Here is a 17,433-nt window from a genome sequence, read left to right as displayed (position 1 = left end):
CCCTGTGAGGATAGGACGTTGCCAGGCCAATAAAGGACCGATCTGCATTTTGCAGGTCGGTTTTTCTTTAAAAAAACAGTTAGAAAAATGATGTCAGTATAAGTTCTTTTAAGAAAAACAACAAGAAAATGAAATAAAGCTTGTCTTTTTTAAAAGTACATGTTATATTAATATCTGTCGAAACGTTATATCATCGCGGGGTGGAGCAGTCTGGTAGCTCGTTGGGCTCATAACCCAAAGGTCGTCGGTTCAAATCCGGCCCCCGCAACCAATTTTTATAATTCAAATCCGAAACGTTTATCGTCGCGGGGTGGAGCAGTCTGGTAGCTCGTTGGGCTCATAACCCAAAGGTCGTCGGTTCAAATCCGGCCCCCGCAACCAATTTTAAACTTAACTTCAACTTTACTACGAAACGTTCAGCGTTTCGTATTTTTTTTTGCCTTTTTTGTTCGGTACAATGGAGTAAGAGAAAAGGAGGAGGGACATCGATGATGGAACTTGAAATGACGAGTCTTGAACAAACGACGACGCTTGCCGTTGAACTGGGCCACCGTGCCTTTAAAGGAATGGTCGTGACACTGGATGGTGACTTGGGAGCAGGAAAGACGACGTTTACACAAGGGTTCGCGAAAGGACTTGGGGTAACACGCAACGTCAACAGTCCCACGTTTACAATCATGAAAGTTTATGCCGGACGACTACCGCTCTATCATATGGATGTCTATCGTCTCGAAGGCGGCGATGATATTGGTCTTGAAGAGTATTTAAATGGAGATGGTGTCGCGGTCGTCGAATGGTCGGAATTGATTGCCGACGTCCTTCCGCCAGAACGTCTTGCGATTACGATCGAACGGACAGGTGATGATTCACGCCGTTTTCGTTTGGAGCCGATCGGTGAGCAGTACATCCAATTATGTGAGGAGTTAAACCAATGAAAATCGTAGCGATTGATACATCGACGAAACAACTGTCTGTTGCGTTGTCGGACGGACAACAGATTTTGGCAGAAGCCTCTTATGTGACGTCTTTGAACCATGCGACAAAACTGATGCCGCTGCTCGAACGGATGATGCAGGAAGTCAACTGGTCGCCGCAGGATTTAACTCGTATCGTCATCGCCGACGGTCCCGGCTCTTATACCGGTCTCCGGATCGGGGCAACTACAGCTAAGACACTGGCTTATACGCTAGGAATCGATTTAGTGCCGGTCTCGACACTTGAGTTAATGGCAGCTTCAGCAGGGTTAACCGGACGGATCATAGCGATTCAGCATGCGCGCCGTGGAACCGGATTCGTCGGTTTCTATGAAGAGGGGCAATTGGTAGGCGAAGAACAGCATACGGTTGTTGCTGAATTCGTCAAAACGCTGCCGGAAGATACGAAGATGACAGGTGATACAGACAAGTTCGTAACGGAACTTGAACCGTTTACGATCGTGAGCCCGGCCTTCCGTTCACCGCGGGCGGGTGTCCTTGCGTTGCTTGGTGCTACCCGTGAACCGGTTGAAGTCCATTCGTTTGAGCCGCGTTACTTACGTCTCGCGGAAGCAGAAGCAAAATGGATTGAGGCACAACGTCATGACTAATGTCTCCGTTCGAAAAATGACGGTTATGGATGCACCTGGTGTGCATGCTGTGGAACTCGAATCTTTTGCGACACCGTGGACACTGGAATCATTCATTGCGGAGATGACACAAAATCCGAATGCGTATTACCTGGTCGCAGAGACGGATGAAATCATTGGATTCGCAGGGCTATGGCACATTGCTGATGAAGGCCATATCACGAACGTCGCCGTTAAACAAAAGGCACGTGGTCGTGGAATCGGTGAGACATTGCTGGTTGCGTTAATTGAACAAGCCAGACAATTAGGATTACGGGCGATGACGCTTGAAGTACGTGTATCGAATACACCGGCACGGACACTGTATGAGAAACTGGGCTTTTTATATGCCGGAACGAGAAAACGGTATTATCAAGATAATAATGAAGATGCAGCCATCTATTGGCTGGAACTGGAAGGAGACGAGTGATGACACAGCCGTTGATATTAGCCATTGAATCAAGTTGTGATGAGACAGCTGCGGCTGTCGTCCGCGGAGGAACAGACGTCTTATCGAATGTCGTATCTTCCCAAATTGAAAGCCATAAACGTTTTGGAGGAGTTGTCCCGGAAGTCGCATCCCGTCATCATGTGGAACGCATCACGTATGTCATTGACGATGCGTTAACGGAAGCCGGTGTCACGATGGATGACATCGATGCGATTGCCGTTACGGAAGGACCCGGTCTTGTCGGTGCATTACTCGTCGGTGTCAGTGCAGCAAAAGCGTTGGCATTCGCACACAGTAAGCCGCTTCTCGGTGTCCATCACATCGCCGGTCACATCTATGCCAACCGTTTGGAACAAGAGCTCCACTTTCCTCTCGTCTGCTTGATTGCATCCGGTGGACATACAGAATTGATTTACATGCCGGAAGATGGCGTGTATGAAGTCATCGGTGAAACCCGGGATGATGCGGCGGGAGAAGCCTATGATAAAGTAGCACGGACGTTAAAACTTCCTTATCCCGGCGGTCCCCGGATTGATCAACTGGCGCAAACCGGTCAGGACACATTCCATTTCCCGCGGATTTGGCTCGAGAAAGAGTCGTATGACTTCAGCTTCAGCGGACTCAAATCTTCTGTCATCAATGCGGTTCATAACGCCGAACAACGCGGCGAAGTAATCATTCCGGAAGACTTGGCTGCCAGTTTTCAGGCGAGCGTCGTCGAAGTGCTTGTTACGAAAGCGATCCGTGCCGTTAAGGAAAAGGGCGGCAAACAGTTGCTTGTTGCGGGTGGCGTCGCCGCCAACCGCGGACTGCGGGCAGGATTGACGGAAGCCTGTGCACGTGAAGGCATCGAGTTGGTCATTCCGCCGATGCACTTATGCGGTGATAATGCCGCGATGATTGGAGCGGCAGCGATTCACCCTTACCGGGCAGGCCGCCAATCGACACTTGCCATGAATGCCGAACCTGGGCTAGATTTAAAGTAAGGAATTCGAAAGACATGGGGGAAAAATGGAATGAAAAAAGTCATCATCGTGTTATTAGGTGTACTTGTCATTGTCGCAATCGGCTTACAGATTCGTGAAATCGTCAATGCTTATCAAATCGCCTATAAAGAAGAGCTTGTCCCTGATAAAAAGGCGGTCGAGACGAATACGAAGCAAAAGCCGTTGTATGAAATCGGTCGTGCGGAAGGTGAAAAGACACGGATTGAAAAACTGTACGCCTTTGATCAAACCGTCGATGGCGAGCTGAAGAATGTTGTGATTGTCGACCGGAAGTATGGTTTGACGAACAAAGCGAGTGATGACTTCTTTATGATTGCACCGGGAAAACCGGCAACCGGACAGGAGAAAAAATCATTCCAACCGATGATTGATCGTCTCGATGGACAGCAGGTTCAGGCGGAAGTCATCTCAAAACACCAGGTCGTTGCCAATGAAAACAATAAAAAACGGACGTTGACGTTGTATAAAGTGTTCTATAAAGATACCGACCAAAAAGAATACCTGTTCTTTATCGAAAAAGACGGTGGACTGAAGCTTGATCTCTTCAAAAAAGGCTACTCACGTCTGTCTAATTATTAAATGAAAAGCGATGTTCACCTGGGTCTAGGTAAACATCGCTTTTTTCATTTCCATTCCAGCAAGCCGGTTAGATCATCATAAATACTGTCCGGATCAAGATTCAATTCTTCGACGGGCAGACCCGACCGGTTGATCCAGGCTGTCCGAAAACCAAAACTTTTAGCGCCAGTAATGTCCCAGCCGTTCGACGACATGAACAGGATTTCTTCCCGTTTGAGACCTAACGTATTGAGCGCATGCATGTAAGAAGCCGGTGTCGGCTTATACTGTTTAATGTCATCCACACTGATGATGTGATTAAACCGTCCGGAGAGACCAGACTGTTCAATCAATGGATCAAGCATATCGTGGGAACCGTTTGAGAAGACAGCCAGTTGTTTATCACTCATCTGCTCTAAGACGGAATCGACTTCCGGATAATGATCGAGCTTTAAATAGACTTCCATCAAGGCGGCAATGTTTTCTTCCGTGACGTGTAGCTTCAGTTGCAGTAAGGCATAACGGAGTGCATCACGCGTCACTTGGCTGAACGGGACGTACTGGCCGTTCAACTGACGTAAGAAGGAATATTCCAGCTGTTTTTGACGCCAGGCCTGGCTGATGGCTTCGCCGTGCTCCGGGTAGAGTTCCTCTGCTTTGACTTTGACGGAGTGGACATCAAACAATGTACCGTAGACATCAAAGACCAGTGCTTTAATCGGTTGTGTCATGTTAATCACCTTTCTGAGTTACACGTTATCTGTATCTAGTTCCCGAAAACAGTCTCAGCTGAAACGCACATTCCAAAAATGGTGAAACGCGTAAGACGTGTCGAAATCGGGAATTGGATAAAGAAGGACAGTTCATCGCAAAAGACAGGAGATATGTCATGACACGTAAGCAGCAAATCATCAGGATTCTAGTGCTTGTTTTTTTAATAGGCGGACTGATCTGGTTCAGCCGTTCCTATCTCAACCTCAGTCCAACCGACATCAAGGACTGGATTTTATCATTCGGGATGTGGGCGCCGATTCTGTATATCTTGCTTTATACGGTTCGTCCGCTGATTTTCTTTCCGGCATCCATCCTGTCAATCACAGGTGGTCTTGCGTTTGGTGCCTGGCTCGGGACGCTGTACACGGTCATCGGAGCGACTCTCGGTGCTATCGTTGCTTTTTTAGTCGCGCAAAAGCTTGGAAACAGACTGATTAAGAAAAAGGAACAGGCGGGAAAAATCGAACAGATTCAGCAACAGCTCGAAAAGAATGGATTCATCTATGTGTTGATCTTCCGTCTGTTGCCAATCTTCAACTTCGATTTGATCAGCTATGCCGCCGGACTATCGAAAGTCCGGTTGCTGTCCTTTTTCCTCGCGACGTTGCTCGGAATCATCCCCGGGACATTTGCCTATAACTTTTTAGGCAGCAGCATCGTCTCGAAGGATCCGCAACTCATCATCGGTGCGATTGTCGTCTTTCTTGTGTTGACGATTGTTCCTTGGTATCTCCAAAAACGCTGGAAAACAAAAAAGAACCTTGGCTGAAGTCGAGGTTCTTTCCGGTTAAGCGTGAAGCCGTTGTGCCCGGACAAAAAATTCATTCGCGAACGTACGACAGGCGGCTTGTTTCTCGGGTGTATCGGGATCAAACTCAATCTTCAGCCCAGGGACGACGATCGTCGCGCCGGCAGATGCAAGCGTCTGTTCCAATGTATCGACGGCTGCACAGTATTTAGGATAATCCAAGTCGCCGGAGCCAAAGGCAGCAGCGGCTAAGTCGTTTAACGTACTTTCCCCCAACTCGTCGACGAAATCTTCAGCTTCGTATGGCAAATCACCGTCTCCCCATGTATACGAGCCGAGTAGCACGGCATCATACTGAGAGAAGTCAGATGGATATAACTGATCAAGCTCTTGTATATGAACCGTACAGCCCTTGCGTTCGAGTTCCGCCCGCAAAAGGTGCACGATATCTTCTGTATTGCCGGACATGCTGACAAAACCAATCATGATGTTCATCTGAATCATCCTTTCTCCAAAACATGAACATCTTTAGTTTAATTGATAATCGTTCTCAATACAAACGGAAATAAAAGCCTCTCCCAAATGGAGAGACTTTTCATGTCAGTCTTGGAGCTCGGCCCATTCTTCGATTGAACGAATGACAGGTTCAAGCTGACGACCTTTGTCAGTCAAACTGTATTGAATTTTAATCGGACGTTCCGGAATGACGGTCCGGATGACAATACCTTCCGCCTCAAGTTCCTTCATGCGCTCCGTCAGCATACGACCAGATAACTCTGGAATCGCATCTTGAATTTCGTTGAAACGACAGGTCTTCGTCATGAGATGACGTAAAATCAAGCCCGTCCACTTCTTGCCCAAAATTTCAAAGGCATGTTCGACTTTCGGACAAAGGGCAGTCGGAATCAATGTTTCTTCCATCAGCACTCATCCTTTCTATAGTCTTAGTATACCCACTCTGATTCAAAATTACGAATTATTTTACTTAAAGTAATAAAATAAACAAAAACAAATCTGTTTACTTTTAGTAAGTGTTAGTTTATAGTCGTATTTAGGTTACTAAAAGTAATTAAAAAACATTAAGTAAAAGGAGTTTTGATCAAGATGATGGATTTAGGATTATTTCTTATTCGATTGGTGATTGGATTAACATTTGCAGCACACGGGACACAAAAATTGTTTGGCTGGTTCGGCGGGCACGGGATTGCAGGGACGGGCGGCTGGTTCGAATCGATCGGGATGAAACCGGGTAAAATGCTTGCGCTTACGGCAGGACTGGCAGAACTGATTGGTGGTTTACTATTTGCCGGTGGATTGTTCTTATGGTTCGCGGCAGCACTGATTATCGGGTCGATGCTCGTTGCAATCATCAAGGTGCACGGGCAAAATGGTTACTGGGTGACACAGAACGGGTACGAATATAACATGGCACTGATCGTCATCGCCCTTGGCGTCGCCTTGATTGGTGCCGGAGACTATTCACTCGCAGCCATGCTCGGGTGATCAGAGAAAGCGGGTAAAAAGATGAAGTTTGATGCACAGTCACTCAGTCCAAAAGAAAACTATAAATTGTTGATCGGGAGTATCATCCCGAGACCGATTGCCTTTGTCACGACGAAAGGAGCGGACGGAACGGTCAATGCCGCCCCGTTTTCCTTCTTCACCGTCGCTTCGAGCCATCCGCCGCAACTGTTGATTGCCGTCCAAAAGACGGATCAGGGCGAAAAAGACACCGCTAAAAATATTTTGTTGAATAAAGAGTTCGTTATCCATATCGTCAGTGAAGAGATTGTCGAAGCCGTCAATGAAACGGCAGCACCTCTTGCTTACGGGGAAAGTGAATTGAACCGGACGAATCTTACGCTGATCGACAGCGATTTGATTGATGTCCCGGCGGTCGCGGAAGCGAAAATCCGGTTTGAGCTGAAACTGTCACAACACATTGAACTGGAAACAGCTGACTTATTAATCGGCGAAGTCATCCGGTATCATGTCGCGGATGAACTCGAGGAGTCGTTCCGGATTGATGCCGACGGTTTAAAAGCAATTGCCCGTCTTGCCGGCAATGATTATGCGAAAATCGGTGATATCTTCACAATTACCCGTCCAACGAAATAAGATAAAGTCATGCCAAATAGACGAGGGAAGCAGATTCGATGTCTGCTTCCCTCGTCTATTTTTTGTTGCTTACTCCATGTTATGGCGTTTACTGTACTGGAAACCGTCGAGTAGATAAAACAGGACGGCGAGCGCCCAAATCCCGACACAGCTGATTAAAAAGGCCGCTAATGGGGAGACGGCACCGTAATACATGATGATCATCGGATCATTCAGTTCGACGAACGACTGAATCGTCAGCAACGTGCAGATCAGACCGGATAATAAACTGATGAACAGTCCGCTCCATGTCTGAATGACAAGACCGATCATACAGGAAATCAGGATAAACAACGGATAAACGGCATTAAACGCATCCGGACGAATGAAAGCCGAGACGTAGTCCGCATACATCGGAACGAAGTAGAGGACACCGGACAATAGTCCTTGGATCAGATTGATCAGATAACTTTTCGAGCGCATCAGTGGAACGACTCCCACTGTTCCATCAAATCAAGCAAGTCGACATCAATCTGATCGCGTTCTGCCGAAAGGGCGGTCGCTTTCGGAATATCATTAAAGACTTCCGGTTCGCACAACAACTGTTCGATTTCGACCGACCGGTTCTCCAACCGTTCAATTTCTTGTTCGAGCTTCTCCAGCTGTTGTTTCTTTTTGCGCGCTTCTTTTTGCGCCTCTTTATCAATCGTCTTCGTCGAAGCGACTTTGATCGCTTTCGCTTCTTCTGCTTCGAGGCGGGCGATTTCTTCCTTCTCGGCTTTTTTCTCCATATAATACGAGTAGTCACCGAGGTAATCGGTCACGCCGTCTGTACTCATCTCGATGACACGTGTCGCGACGCGGTCGATGAAGTAACGGTCGTGGGAGACGAACAGTAACGTGCCTTCGTAATCGACAAGTGCATTTTCGAGGACCATTTTCGAATCAAGATCCAGGTGGTTCGTCGGCTCATCCAGCACAAGCAGATTCGTTTTCCGTAACTTCAGCTTCGCGAGCGCCAGACGTCCGCGTTCACCGCCCGACAATTCATGGACGAGCTTGAAGACATCATCGCCGCTGAACAGGAACTGCCCGAGAACGGACCGGACTTCCTGTTCGCGCATCAACGGCCATTCGTTCCAAATTTCATCAATGACCCGATTGCGGTCGTTCAGTTCCGCCTGCTCCTGATCGTAGTAGCCAATCGAGACGCCAGTACCGAAACGATAGTCACCGAACAGCGGTTTCAGACGGCCGACAAGCACTTTCAGTAACGTCGACTTGCCGATTCCGTTTGGTCCGACAAGCGCCAGTGATTCCGCACGTTGCAGCCGGAACGTAATGTTTTTCGAGACGGCTTCTTCGTAGCCGACAGCGAGTTGATTGACCTGCAGCACATCATTGCCGCTCTGCTTTTCAATCGGGAATGACAGAACCGTACTGCGTTCGTCACCGTCCGGACGGTCGATCCGGTCGACTTTTTCGAGACGCTTGCGGACACTTTGCGCCCGTTTCGTCGTCGTCGCACGGGCGATGTTACGCTGGATGAAGTCCTGCATCTTCGCGATGTCTTCCTGCTGCTGTTCGAACTGTTTCATTTCCTGTTCGTACAGTGCCGCTTTTTGTTCGAGATACTTCGTATAGTTGCCTGTGAATTTCCGCGACACGTTCCGGGACAATTCATAGACGACGTTGACGACTTGATCGAGGAAATAGCGGTCATGGGAAACGATCAGGACAGCACCACGGTAACCGGACAGGTAGCTTTCGAGCCAGGACAACGTATCGATGTCGAGGTGATTGGTCGGCTCATCGAGAATCAACAGTTCCGGTGCCTGGAGTAACATCTTCGCCAGGGCAAGCCGGGTCCGCTGTCCACCGGAAAGCGTCTGAATCCGGCGGGAATAATCGTCCGGATAAAAACGCATCCCGTGTAAGACAGAGCGGATGTTGGCTTCGAACTGATAGCCGCCGGCTTCCGAGAAGTCGTGTTGCGCTTGATCGTACGTTTTCAGGAGACGGTCATAGGCAGTCGGATCATTTAAAATGTGCTCCATGCCCATTTCGATTTCCATCCGACGAAGCGCCCGTTCCTGATCCTGCAGATGCTCAAAGACGGTCAGCATCTCGTTCCAAATCGATTCGTTCGACTCGAGTCCGCTGTCCTGCGCGAGATAACCAATCCGGACTTCCTTGCTTTTCATGATCTCCCCCGAGTCATGTGACAGCTCCCCGGCGATGATTTTTAAAAGTGTCGATTTTCCGGCACCGTTTCGTCCGACGAGGGCAATCCGGTCCCGTTCCTGTACTTCGAGTTTAATATTGTCTAAAATCGGCTCTACGCCGAATGATTTTGAGAGTTGGTTTACTTGTAAGAGAATCATATCCATCCATCCTTCCACCCTTTAGTCTATCACGAAAAATCCTGCCGAATATAATATTTGTTACTCTATGTGAAGTGGTTTACAATCAAGGAGAGTAGAATTCTTTGCATTGATTTGGGTGCCACGTCAGAACGTGGCCGAAGGGGGAACTGCAGTATGAATGGGCCAGACACAAAAATACCACAAGCAACGGCGAAACGACTGCCGTTATATTATCGTTTTATCCAAAGTCTCTATAACTCCGGCAAGCTGCGCGTCTCGTCAGCAGAGCTCAGCGAAGCGGTCAAAGTCGACTCTGCGACGATCCGTCGTGACTTTTCCTACTTTGGGGCGTTAGGGAAAAAAGGGTACGGTTATAACGTTCAACATTTGTTAACATTTTTCCGAAAGACACTCAACCAAGACGAGGTCACGAATGTCGCCTTAATCGGGGTCGGACATCTCGGAACAGCGTTTGCAAATTATAACTTTTTAAAGAATAATAGTACTCGTATCGTCATCGCGTTTGACGCCGATGAAGACAAGGTCGGAACAACGACGCAGGACGTTCCGATTTATCACGTCTCGGATATGAAAGAACAAATCAAAGCGAACCATGTCGATGTCGCCATCTTGACGGTACCGTCGCAGTTCGCGCAGTCAGTAGCGGATGAGTTAGTTGAGTACGGTGTGACCGGCATTCTGAACTTTACACCGGCCCGGTTGAATGTCCCGGCCCACGTCCGGGTGCATCACATCGATCTGTCAATCGAGCTGCAGTCGCTCGTCTATTTCATGAAGCATTATTCGCAATCAGCTGAAGGAGTGAAATCATAATGGAAAACTTAATCCCGTTAACACTTGGTATTGGACCGGCAAGCATCGCCTTGATCGGTGTCGTCGCCCTCATTATCTTCGGACCGAAGAAATTACCGGAACTCGGCCGCGCGGCCGGTCAAACGTTAAAAGAGTTCAAGAGTGCGACACACGGCATCATGGAAGATGATAAGGATAAAAAGGACGAAATGAAAGAGAAGTGAGTGAATCATGGCGATCGATCAAGAACAGAGTGTGACATCGCACTTAGATGAACTGCGTAAGCGGATCATCTGGTCGCTCATCATCGTGGTAGTCATGTTTATCGCAGCCTTTCCGCTCGTCCGGCCGCTCGTCCGTTTCTTACAGGCCGACTTAAAGGAACTCGGAATCGGTTTAAATGCGTTTAACGTCGTTGATCCGTTGATGTTATATCTGAATCTTGCGTTCATCATCGCAATCGTCTTGGCGTCCCCGTTTTGGATGTACCAGCTTTGGGCGTTCATCCGTCCCGGTCTGCACGACCAAGAACAAAAAGCGACGTTGACGTACATTCCCGTGACGTTTTTCTTATTCCTTGCGGGTGTTTCCTTTTCTTATTTTTGGCTGTTGCCGTTTTTACTGGAAGTATCAACGGAACTCGGACAAGAGCTTGGGATTGAACAGGTCATCGGGGTCGAGAACTATTTCAGTTTCCTGATCCGGTTGACGATTCCGTTTGGTCTGTTGTTCCAGTTACCGGTCGTGACGATGTTTTTGACACGGCTCGGACTCGTAACGCCGTTCTTCATGCGGAAGAATCGGAAGTATGCGTATTTTGCGTTGTTCGTGATCGCGGCGTTGATCTCACCGCCCGACATTACGTCGCATTTGATGATTTCTGTTCCTTTGTTCATCCTCTATGAAATCAGTATCATCATCTCGGCACGGACGTATAAAAAAGTGCTGATCCTGGAGCAACAGGCTGAACTGGAACGACAAGCGGATATGATGCGTGAGCTGAACAAATAACGGAAGATTCTCCTTTGCCGGTAAGGTGAGGGAGATTTTTTTGTAAGCGGTCTAATTTTATATTGAAAAAATGAACAGCAATGGGTATACTCATTATAGAAACACACGGGGGCTTAGCTCAGCTGGGAGAGCGTTTGGCTGGCAGCCAAAAGGTCGTCGGTTCGAGCCCGATAGTCTCCATATTGCTTTACCTGCCGAAACCTTGGGAAACCAAGGTTTTTTTTGTCCTTTTTTATTCACCTGTAAGAAATAGATAAGGGAATATAAGGATTTATTCATTTTGTGATGTAATAAACAAACAAATATTTTTAAAAAGCACCAAATTTAAATTGTATATTAAGCGAAAGTTAATTAAACTAAAAATACAGAATTTTCGTTTAATACGTTTTTGCTCCACATTACATTTTTGGAAAAGAGGAAAAGGAATGAAGAAAAAGAAGATTGCTCTGATGGCGGCTGCCCTCATGACATCTTCCAGCCTAGTTCATGCTGAGGGACACGTGTCATCACAAAAAGTGGATGTACAAAAGCCACAAGCACTCTCACTGAAAAAAGCGGGTCAAGAAAAGTCATACAGTCAAAACGAAAAAGTACGGATTGTCGTCGAGCTCGATCAAAAAGCAGCGATTGAACACGCGCAGGCACAAAATAAGCGTTACAGCACGTTAAGCAACACGGAAAAAATTATTCTTAAGAATCAAATCGTCAACAAACAGAAGGAAGTCAAAGCGGCAATTGCCCAAAAAGACATTTCTGTTTCGTATAAAGAAAGCTTCACGACCGTATTGAACGGGTTCAGCGGGGAAGTCAAATATGGTGAAATCAAGGAACTGAAAAAATTAAGCGGGGTCAAAAACGTACATATCGCACACGAATATGCGCGTCCGGAAGTCGAAAAGGGCGCAACACCAAACATGTTACATAGTAAAGACATGGTCAATGCGAAGCAGACATGGCAGGACTACGGCTATAAAGGGGAAGGAACGATCGTTGCCGTCATCGATACGGGAATCGATCCGACGCACAAGGACATGGTCCTCAGTCCGGAGACGAAAGTCGATTTGACGTCGTCAAAAGTCGAAAGCTTTAAATCGTCAAAAGGTTTAAAAGGAAACTACTTCACGGAAAAAGTACCGTACGGCTATAACTATGCGGATCATGACAGCGAAATCCGTGATCTTGGGCCAGGCGCTTCGATGCACGGGATGCACGTCGCCGGTACAGTGGGTGCCAACGGCGATGAAACGAACGGTGGAATCAAAGGGGTTGCACCGGAAACACAACTCCTCGCGATGAAGGTCTTCGGCAATGATCCAGGGATGCCGTCGACATTCAGTGATATCTATATCAAAGCGATTGATGATGCGATTGCGCTAGGAGCAGACGTCATCAACATGAGTCTTGGTTCAACGGCATCCTTCGTCCAAAAAGATGATCCGGAACAAAAAGCAATCGTCAATGCGATGAACAACGGTATTTTGTGTGCAATTTCAGCCGGAAACTCGGCATTTGCCGGAAGCGGCGCCGGAAACCCGTACGCGTCGAATCCAGACGTCGGTGTCGTCGGCTCGCCGGGCTTAATCAGCGAATCGCTGCAAGTCGCGTCAGTTGAAAACACACAGCTGACACTCGAAGGAATGGCATTGACGGTCGACGGGCAGGACGCAGGTTACCTCGCTTATCAGAAACAAGACTCGCCGAATCCGATTGCGGTCTTTGATAAAGAGAAGATGGATGTCGTCTATGTTGGTGACGGCAGTGAACCGAATTATGCTGGCAAAGACGTCAAGGATAAAGTCGTCTTCGTCGTCCGGAACGGCAGCTTCAACTACGGCATGATTCAAGCGGAAGCCGAGAAACAAGGCGCGGCCGGTGTCATCGTCCGCGGACGTGTCGATCATGGCGATTACGTCAGCATGGCACTTAATAAACCTACGATTCCGCTCGTCTCGTTAAGCATTGCCGACGGAAACGAACTCGAAGCGAAAGCGAAAGACGGCAAGGCATTGACAGTGACGTTTGACGGAAAAGCAGTCTCGACACCAAACCCGGTCGCAGGCGAAATGTCTGACTTCACATCATGGGGTGTGACGCCGAACCTTGACTTCAAGCCGGAAATCACGGCACCGGGCGGGAAAATCTACTCAACACTCAACGATAACGAATATGGCGTCATGAGCGGAACATCGATGGCAGCACCACACGTCGCCGGTGGAACAGCACTCGTCATGCAGCGGATCGACAAGGACTTCAAGGTCAGTGGAGCGACACGTGTCAAACTCGCGAAGACGATTTTAATGAACACGTCACGTCCGCAGCTCGATAAAGGAAAATACAATGCGGAAGCAAAAACCGGTAACTATTATTCTCCGCGTCGTGAAGGTGCCGGACTGATGGACTTACGTGCGGCGATGAAAACACCGGTCGTCGTTACGGAAACGAAGTCGGGTGAAGGAAAAGCCGCCTTGAAACAAGTCGGCGACAAGTTCAGCTTCACGTTAGACCTGAAGAACTACAGCAATGAGAAGTTGACGTATAAACTTGCCGGAACGGTCCAATCGGATCTCGCCGTCCAAGGTCAAAATTTCCTGGAAGCCAACGGTATATTCAAAAAAGGAACAGTTGATGCGGTTGACGCCAACAAAGGCACGTTCCCGATCTCCTTCACGGTCGGCTCGAAGAAAGCAAGTTCAGTCGCGATTAACGCGAAGAGTACAACAAAAGTCAACGTTACGGTTGATTTAAAAGATACAGTCGATTGGGCAAACGGTGCACCGCTTGAGTCAATCTTCGAAAACGGCTACTTCGTCGAAGGATTCGTCCGTCTGATCGATACGAACAGCAAAAATCCTGAGTTGACAGTTCCGTACGTTGGTTTCAAAGGAGCATGGGACAAAGCACCAATCCTTGATGCACCACTCTACGATGACAACACGTTCTACGGCGTCACAGGTCTTGCGACAGAAGTGAAGGATAACTTCAACCTCCTCGGAACGAATGCTGCAGGCGACGTCGTTAAAGAAAAAGTCTCGTTCTCACCGAACGGTGACGGCAGTGCCGATGAGGCCTTCCCGGTCCTGTCATTCTTACGGAATGCGAAAAAAGTCGAGTACTCGATTCTTGACCGCAATAAATCAACACTCCGCAAACTCGAAACGCAGTCAGACGTCATCAAAAACTATTACGATGGCGGATCGGAAGATGGTTTCACACCGGTGACGAATGCGGCGTGGGATGGAACGGTCAACGGTTCAAAAGTCAAAGATGGTCTGTACTACTACCAAGTGAAATCGGTCGTCGATTATCCGAATGCGAAATGGCAGACGGCTCTATTCCCGATCTACATCGATACGAAAATTCCGGCTGCGACTGTTAAATGGGATGCTGACAAAAAAGCAGTTTCCTGGACAGCCGGTGACCAAGGAACGGGTGTCGCTTCATTCGATATCCTGGTCGACGGAAAAAGTGTCTTGAAACAGCCGCTCGCTCCGTCTGTTAAAAACTACACGCTGACGGATCTGCCAAGCCGGGCGAAAGTCACGTTCGTCGTATCAGATTATGCCGGTAACAGCGTGAAGAAAAACGTCAATACATCAGGTGTCGATAAAGCGGTTCCGAATGTCCAAATCGATACACCGGAAGCACTGGGCTTAACGACATCCCAACAAGTGAAGGTCTCAGGAAACGTTTCTGATGAGTCTGACGTCAAATCATTCAAAATTAACGGAAAAGCCGTTAAATTACGCTGGGATGCGGTTCAACAACACTATGCATTCAGCCATGACATCACGTATACGACGGATGGTGTGAAGTCGTTTAAAGTCGAAGGCTATGATGGAAAAGGTAATCGTGTTGCCTTCAGCCGTCAAGTCATCATCGACTCGGAGCGTCCGACAATCCGTGTGACAGCACCAAAAACGGTTTCAAGCAAAACGAAAACAGCTAAGATGACGATCGTCCTGCGCGACAACTACGATGAGTTACGCTTTGATCTGAACGGTAATGCGGAATACCGCCGTTCGTTCAAAGAACCGTATGAAATGCGTGCCTTCAAGAAAACAATCTACAAGACTGTTACCTTGAAAAAAGGTCAAAACGTCTACAACTTGAAATTAAAAGATCTCGGTGGCCATGTCGTCGAGAAGAAAGTTGTCATCACGAAGAAATAAGGATTTGAAGACAGTGTTGGTTCCGGTAAAGCTTCACCGGGATCGGCACTGTTTTTTGTTTGGAGGTCCAGTGTGTTACAGAAAGGCTTTCGGTGTTTATCAAGTTCCGGGAATGGGAAATTTCTTTATAGGATAGGTTATTTTTTGAGGGGGAACTCGTATGAATCCATTTACTACACTCATTGCCTTCATCGTCGGCTGTCTGGTCCTCTATCTCGGAATTCGGGATAAGAACGGTTGGTTGATTGGTGTCGCAATGATTCCGCTCGCCATCGTTGCGTACAGTGTCATCTATCTGATCATCCAGGTCTCGGCCTAGAAACTTCTTTTGCAGAAGTTTCTTTTTTTTTGAAACATAACTGGTAAAATGTAAGTATATGACAGTAGAGAACAAACGAAAGGAACGTGCCCGAATGGAAACTGTAACGGTTCAACAAACCGAATTAAAGGTGCTCTATCAAAACATGCATCAACGAACGACCGCTAAATTATGGGGTGTCCTGGCCCTGTTTTTATTCGTCAGCAATATGATCGAACGACCGTTGCTTGCCTTAATCATTCCGATTCTGTATTTCATATATGATGTAGTGATGCAACGCCGCCGTTTTCAAATCGTTGCCCGTCACACGTCAAAAAAATCAGCAGACCGTCTGTTCCGTCTGCATGTCGGCGTCGGCCTGTTTCAATACGGAGCGCTGGCTGCGTTGATTGTTCTCACGGCTAATCGTTCGAGCACGGTCTTTTTGCTCGGACTGTGTCTTGGCGTCATCCCGTTTTACTGGCTCTGCCGACGCTTCTTGACGTACCGTTCCAAACAGATTGATCCGACCTATATCAGCGAAACAGAGATTCAGCAAGGATAAAGGAGGAAAGCCGGATGCAAACGGCACGGGACGAACGGTTACACGAACTGACGCTTGCTTATATCGACAAGAGTCAACTGCAAAAGAACGTCTGGGTGATGGCGGCAGTAGCGGCGACGCTCGGCATTTTTTCGGAAACGATGGATTCAGCCCTTTACTTTGGTCTGTTGCCGCTTGTCTATCTGATTTTTGATTTCCCGTTCCAGCTGGAAAAACGCAGGATTTTAGAACGGTATCTCTCCAAAAATCAGATCATGACACAATCGATGCTGTGGCTCGGAATTCAGATTATGTTATATGGCTCATTGCTCATGGTTGTACTCGAAACGAAAGGTCTGTCCTTATGGAAGATGACTTTTTGGATCATCTTGATTCTCGCTCCAATTTATTTTGCGACCGATTGGCTGTTTAAGAAAATGGCACGGTCAGGTGATCCCGACTTCGTCAGTGATCAGGAAGTGCATAAGCACGTGAAGTATCTGGAAGAATGACATCTAAAGGAGAGAACATCATGCGCACGGCACGGGATGAACGGTTACATGAGTTGACACTGGCTTACATGGAGAAAGACCTTTTAGGAACGAAGTGGTTATGGACAGTTCTACTTTTGATGGGTATCGGGATTTTAATGACATGGTTTGATTCGGTTCTGTTGACGCTGTTATTTCCGGCTGCTTTCCTTGGATCCAATCTTCGTTATCAAGTCAAAAAACTTCAAATTCTTGAATCGTACATTGGTGAAGAACTGGCAACCAGACACTGGCGGTTTTGGCTTGTCCAAAACGTTGTCTTAAGTGTTACTTTTGCAATCCTTTTGGTACAGACGGTGAAGATGTCGTTTTGGCAGATGTGGGGGACGATTCTTATTATTTTGGTCCCGATTTACTTGGTGTCTGAATGGTGGTTTAAAAGCCGTATGCGACGCGATGATCCGGATTTTGTCAGTGATCAGGAAGTGTACAAAAATGTGTAA

Annotated in this window: 21 protein-coding genes and 3 tRNA genes; 19 read left to right on the top strand and 5 right to left on the bottom strand. The window is 47.6% G+C overall.

Translation table 11 applies throughout. The features are described from left to right. Window positions 1–194 precede the first annotated feature (194 nt). From HNY42_RS15705 to HNY42_RS15675, 7 genes are all read left to right on the top strand, one after another. Window positions 195–271 (top strand) — tRNA-Met (locus tag HNY42_RS15705). Between the two features lie 33 nt (window positions 272–304). Then, window positions 305–381, top strand: a tRNA-Met gene (locus HNY42_RS15700). 107 nt (window positions 382–488) lie between these two features. Continuing rightward, on the top strand, window positions 489–935 hold the full coding sequence (gene tsaE, locus HNY42_RS15695; protein ID WP_131502482.1) for a tRNA (adenosine(37)-N6)-threonylcarbamoyltransferase complex ATPase subunit type 1 TsaE: 447 nt from the start codon (window positions 489–491) through the stop codon (window positions 933–935). Continuing rightward, window positions 932–1,585, top strand: coding sequence for a tRNA (adenosine(37)-N6)-threonylcarbamoyltransferase complex dimerization subunit type 1 TsaB (gene tsaB / locus HNY42_RS15690; protein WP_188004852.1), 654 nt, complete (start codon window positions 932–934; stop codon window positions 1,583–1,585). Before tsaE ends, tsaB begins: the two co-directional genes overlap by 4 nt. After that, a complete protein-coding gene (gene rimI, locus HNY42_RS15685; protein WP_131502480.1) occupies window positions 1,578–2,033 on the top strand; it encodes a ribosomal protein S18-alanine N-acetyltransferase in 456 nt (151 codons plus the stop codon). Before tsaB ends, rimI begins: the two co-directional genes overlap by 8 nt. Further along, window positions 2,033–3,040 (top strand): tRNA (adenosine(37)-N6)-threonylcarbamoyltransferase complex transferase subunit TsaD, encoded by a 1,008-nt coding sequence (gene tsaD / locus HNY42_RS15680; RefSeq protein ID WP_131502479.1) that lies wholly within the window; start codon window positions 2,033–2,035, stop codon window positions 3,038–3,040. Before rimI ends, tsaD begins: the two co-directional genes overlap by 1 nt. 30 nt (window positions 3,041–3,070) lie before the next feature. Beyond that, entirely contained in the window at window positions 3,071–3,640 is a 570-nt protein-coding gene (locus tag HNY42_RS15675; RefSeq protein ID WP_131971974.1) for a hypothetical protein, read from the top strand. Window positions 3,641–3,684: 44 nt separating this feature from the next. On the opposite strand, the gene HNY42_RS15670 is transcribed toward HNY42_RS15675, so the two are convergent. Next, entirely contained in the window at window positions 3,685–4,350 is a 666-nt protein-coding gene (locus tag HNY42_RS15670) for a haloacid dehalogenase type II (protein WP_131502477.1), read from the bottom strand. Between the two features lie 158 nt (window positions 4,351–4,508). Between HNY42_RS15670 and HNY42_RS15665 the strand changes: the two genes are divergently transcribed. Further along, complete coding sequence (locus tag HNY42_RS15665; RefSeq protein WP_188004851.1) at window positions 4,509–5,162, top strand: TVP38/TMEM64 family protein; 654 nt, start codon at window positions 4,509–4,511, stop codon at window positions 5,160–5,162. 18 nt (window positions 5,163–5,180) lie between these two features. Here the strand turns inward: HNY42_RS15665 and HNY42_RS15660 are convergent, their stop codons facing one another. Both HNY42_RS15660 and HNY42_RS15655 read right to left on the bottom strand, forming a co-directional pair. Continuing rightward, a complete protein-coding gene (locus tag HNY42_RS15660) occupies window positions 5,181–5,636 on the bottom strand; it encodes a flavodoxin (protein WP_165871600.1) in 456 nt (151 codons plus the stop codon). 105 nt (window positions 5,637–5,741) lie between these two features. Then, entirely contained in the window at window positions 5,742–6,062 is a 321-nt protein-coding gene (locus HNY42_RS15655) for a winged helix-turn-helix transcriptional regulator (protein ID WP_012371654.1), read from the bottom strand. Between the two features lie 183 nt (window positions 6,063–6,245). On the opposite strand from HNY42_RS15655, the gene HNY42_RS15650 reads away from it, so the two are divergent. Continuing rightward, a complete protein-coding gene (locus HNY42_RS15650) occupies window positions 6,246–6,644 on the top strand; it encodes a DoxX family protein (protein WP_131971983.1) in 399 nt (132 codons plus the stop codon). Between the two features lie 21 nt (window positions 6,645–6,665). Continuing rightward, complete coding sequence (locus tag HNY42_RS15645) at window positions 6,666–7,259, top strand: flavin reductase family protein (protein WP_131971986.1); 594 nt, start codon at window positions 6,666–6,668, stop codon at window positions 7,257–7,259. A 69-nt stretch (window positions 7,260–7,328) separates the two neighbouring features. On the opposite strand, the gene HNY42_RS15640 is transcribed toward HNY42_RS15645, so the two are convergent. Continuing rightward, complete coding sequence (locus tag HNY42_RS15640; RefSeq protein WP_131971989.1) at window positions 7,329–7,721, bottom strand: hypothetical protein; 393 nt, start codon at window positions 7,719–7,721, stop codon at window positions 7,329–7,331. Next, entirely contained in the window at window positions 7,721–9,622 is a 1,902-nt protein-coding gene (locus tag HNY42_RS15635) for an ABC-F family ATP-binding cassette domain-containing protein (RefSeq protein ID WP_188004850.1), read from the bottom strand. Before HNY42_RS15635 ends, HNY42_RS15640 begins: the two co-directional genes overlap by 1 nt. Before the next feature lie 156 nt (window positions 9,623–9,778). Here HNY42_RS15635 and HNY42_RS15630 point away from each other — a divergent pair, with 156 nt between their 5' ends. From HNY42_RS15630 to HNY42_RS15590, 9 genes are all read left to right on the top strand, one after another. Next, entirely contained in the window at window positions 9,779–10,438 is a 660-nt protein-coding gene (locus HNY42_RS15630) for a redox-sensing transcriptional repressor Rex (RefSeq protein ID WP_012371649.1), read from the top strand. Continuing rightward, the gene (locus tag HNY42_RS15625; protein ID WP_026827260.1) at window positions 10,438–10,641 is read left to right on the top strand and encodes a twin-arginine translocase TatA/TatE family subunit; all 204 of its coding nucleotides are present in this window, start codon (window positions 10,438–10,440) and stop codon (window positions 10,639–10,641) included. The genes HNY42_RS15630 and HNY42_RS15625 overlap by 1 nt, the downstream gene beginning before the upstream one ends. Window positions 10,642–10,648: 7 nt before the next feature. Next, entirely contained in the window at window positions 10,649–11,428 is a 780-nt protein-coding gene (tatC, locus tag HNY42_RS15620) for a twin-arginine translocase subunit TatC (RefSeq protein WP_131502471.1), read from the top strand. A 107-nt stretch (window positions 11,429–11,535) separates the two neighbouring features. Beyond that, window positions 11,536–11,608: transfer RNA gene (locus HNY42_RS15615), tRNA-Ala, on the top strand. A 245-nt stretch (window positions 11,609–11,853) separates the two neighbouring features. Continuing rightward, the gene (locus HNY42_RS15610) at window positions 11,854–15,597 is read left to right on the top strand and encodes a S8 family serine peptidase (RefSeq protein WP_188004849.1); all 3,744 of its coding nucleotides are present in this window, start codon (window positions 11,854–11,856) and stop codon (window positions 15,595–15,597) included. 160 nt (window positions 15,598–15,757) lie between these two features. Then, the gene (locus tag HNY42_RS15605; protein ID WP_014971497.1) at window positions 15,758–15,916 is read left to right on the top strand and encodes a hypothetical protein; all 159 of its coding nucleotides are present in this window, start codon (window positions 15,758–15,760) and stop codon (window positions 15,914–15,916) included. 94 nt (window positions 15,917–16,010) lie between these two features. Further along, the gene (locus HNY42_RS15600) at window positions 16,011–16,460 is read left to right on the top strand and encodes a hypothetical protein (protein ID WP_131972001.1); all 450 of its coding nucleotides are present in this window, start codon (window positions 16,011–16,013) and stop codon (window positions 16,458–16,460) included. 14 nt (window positions 16,461–16,474) lie between these two features. Then, window positions 16,475–16,951, top strand: a complete 477-nt coding sequence (locus HNY42_RS15595) for a hypothetical protein (protein ID WP_188004847.1) — start codon at window positions 16,475–16,477, stop codon at window positions 16,949–16,951. Window positions 16,952–16,971: 20 nt separating this feature from the next. Beyond that, window positions 16,972–17,433, top strand: a complete 462-nt coding sequence (locus HNY42_RS15590) for a hypothetical protein (RefSeq protein ID WP_188004845.1) — start codon at window positions 16,972–16,974, stop codon at window positions 17,431–17,433.

It is taken from the genome of Exiguobacterium sp. Helios (assembly GCF_014524545.1).
GTDB lineage: Bacteria > Bacillota > Bacilli > Exiguobacteriales > Exiguobacteriaceae > Exiguobacterium_A.
This window is presented reverse-complemented; position numbering and strand designations above follow the sequence as displayed.

Excerpts from the sequence above, each read along its gene's own strand:
- HNY42_RS15630 (WP_012371649.1), top strand. The coding sequence starts at position 9,779 with ATGAATGGGCCAGACACAAAAATACCACAAGCAACGGCGAAACGACTG.
- HNY42_RS15655 (WP_012371654.1), bottom strand. The coding sequence starts at position 6,062 with ATGGAAGAAACATTGATTCCGACTGCCCTTTGTCCGAAAGTCGAACAT.
- HNY42_RS15670 (WP_131502477.1), bottom strand. The coding sequence starts at position 4,350 with ATGACACAACCGATTAAAGCACTGGTCTTTGATGTCTACGGTACATTG.
- HNY42_RS15665 (WP_188004851.1), top strand. The coding sequence starts at position 4,509 with ATGACACGTAAGCAGCAAATCATCAGGATTCTAGTGCTTGTTTTTTTA.
- tsaE (WP_131502482.1), top strand. The coding sequence starts at position 489 with ATGATGGAACTTGAAATGACGAGTCTTGAACAAACGACGACGCTTGCC.
- HNY42_RS15640 (WP_131971989.1), bottom strand. The coding sequence starts at position 7,721 with ATGCGCTCGAAAAGTTATCTGATCAATCTGATCCAAGGACTATTGTCC.
- HNY42_RS15635 (WP_188004850.1), bottom strand. The coding sequence starts at position 9,622 with ATGATTCTCTTACAAGTAAACCAACTCTCAAAATCATTCGGCGTAGAG.
- tatC (WP_131502471.1), top strand. The coding sequence starts at position 10,649 with ATGGCGATCGATCAAGAACAGAGTGTGACATCGCACTTAGATGAACTG.
- tsaB (WP_188004852.1), top strand. The coding sequence starts at position 932 with ATGAAAATCGTAGCGATTGATACATCGACGAAACAACTGTCTGTTGCG.
- HNY42_RS15590 (WP_188004845.1), top strand. The coding sequence starts at position 16,972 with ATGCGCACGGCACGGGATGAACGGTTACATGAGTTGACACTGGCTTAC.
- HNY42_RS15675 (WP_131971974.1), top strand. The coding sequence starts at position 3,071 with ATGAAAAAAGTCATCATCGTGTTATTAGGTGTACTTGTCATTGTCGCA.
- HNY42_RS15605 (WP_014971497.1), top strand. The coding sequence starts at position 15,758 with ATGAATCCATTTACTACACTCATTGCCTTCATCGTCGGCTGTCTGGTC.
- HNY42_RS15660 (WP_165871600.1), bottom strand. The coding sequence starts at position 5,636 with ATGAACATCATGATTGGTTTTGTCAGCATGTCCGGCAATACAGAAGAT.
- HNY42_RS15610 (WP_188004849.1), top strand. The coding sequence starts at position 11,854 with ATGAAGAAAAAGAAGATTGCTCTGATGGCGGCTGCCCTCATGACATCT.
- rimI (WP_131502480.1), top strand. The coding sequence starts at position 1,578 with ATGACTAATGTCTCCGTTCGAAAAATGACGGTTATGGATGCACCTGGT.
- HNY42_RS15595 (WP_188004847.1), top strand. The coding sequence starts at position 16,475 with ATGCAAACGGCACGGGACGAACGGTTACACGAACTGACGCTTGCTTAT.
- HNY42_RS15650 (WP_131971983.1), top strand. The coding sequence starts at position 6,246 with ATGATGGATTTAGGATTATTTCTTATTCGATTGGTGATTGGATTAACA.
- HNY42_RS15645 (WP_131971986.1), top strand. The coding sequence starts at position 6,666 with ATGAAGTTTGATGCACAGTCACTCAGTCCAAAAGAAAACTATAAATTG.
- tsaD (WP_131502479.1), top strand. The coding sequence starts at position 2,033 with ATGACACAGCCGTTGATATTAGCCATTGAATCAAGTTGTGATGAGACA.
- HNY42_RS15625 (WP_026827260.1), top strand. The coding sequence starts at position 10,438 with ATGGAAAACTTAATCCCGTTAACACTTGGTATTGGACCGGCAAGCATC.
- HNY42_RS15600 (WP_131972001.1), top strand. The coding sequence starts at position 16,011 with ATGGAAACTGTAACGGTTCAACAAACCGAATTAAAGGTGCTCTATCAA.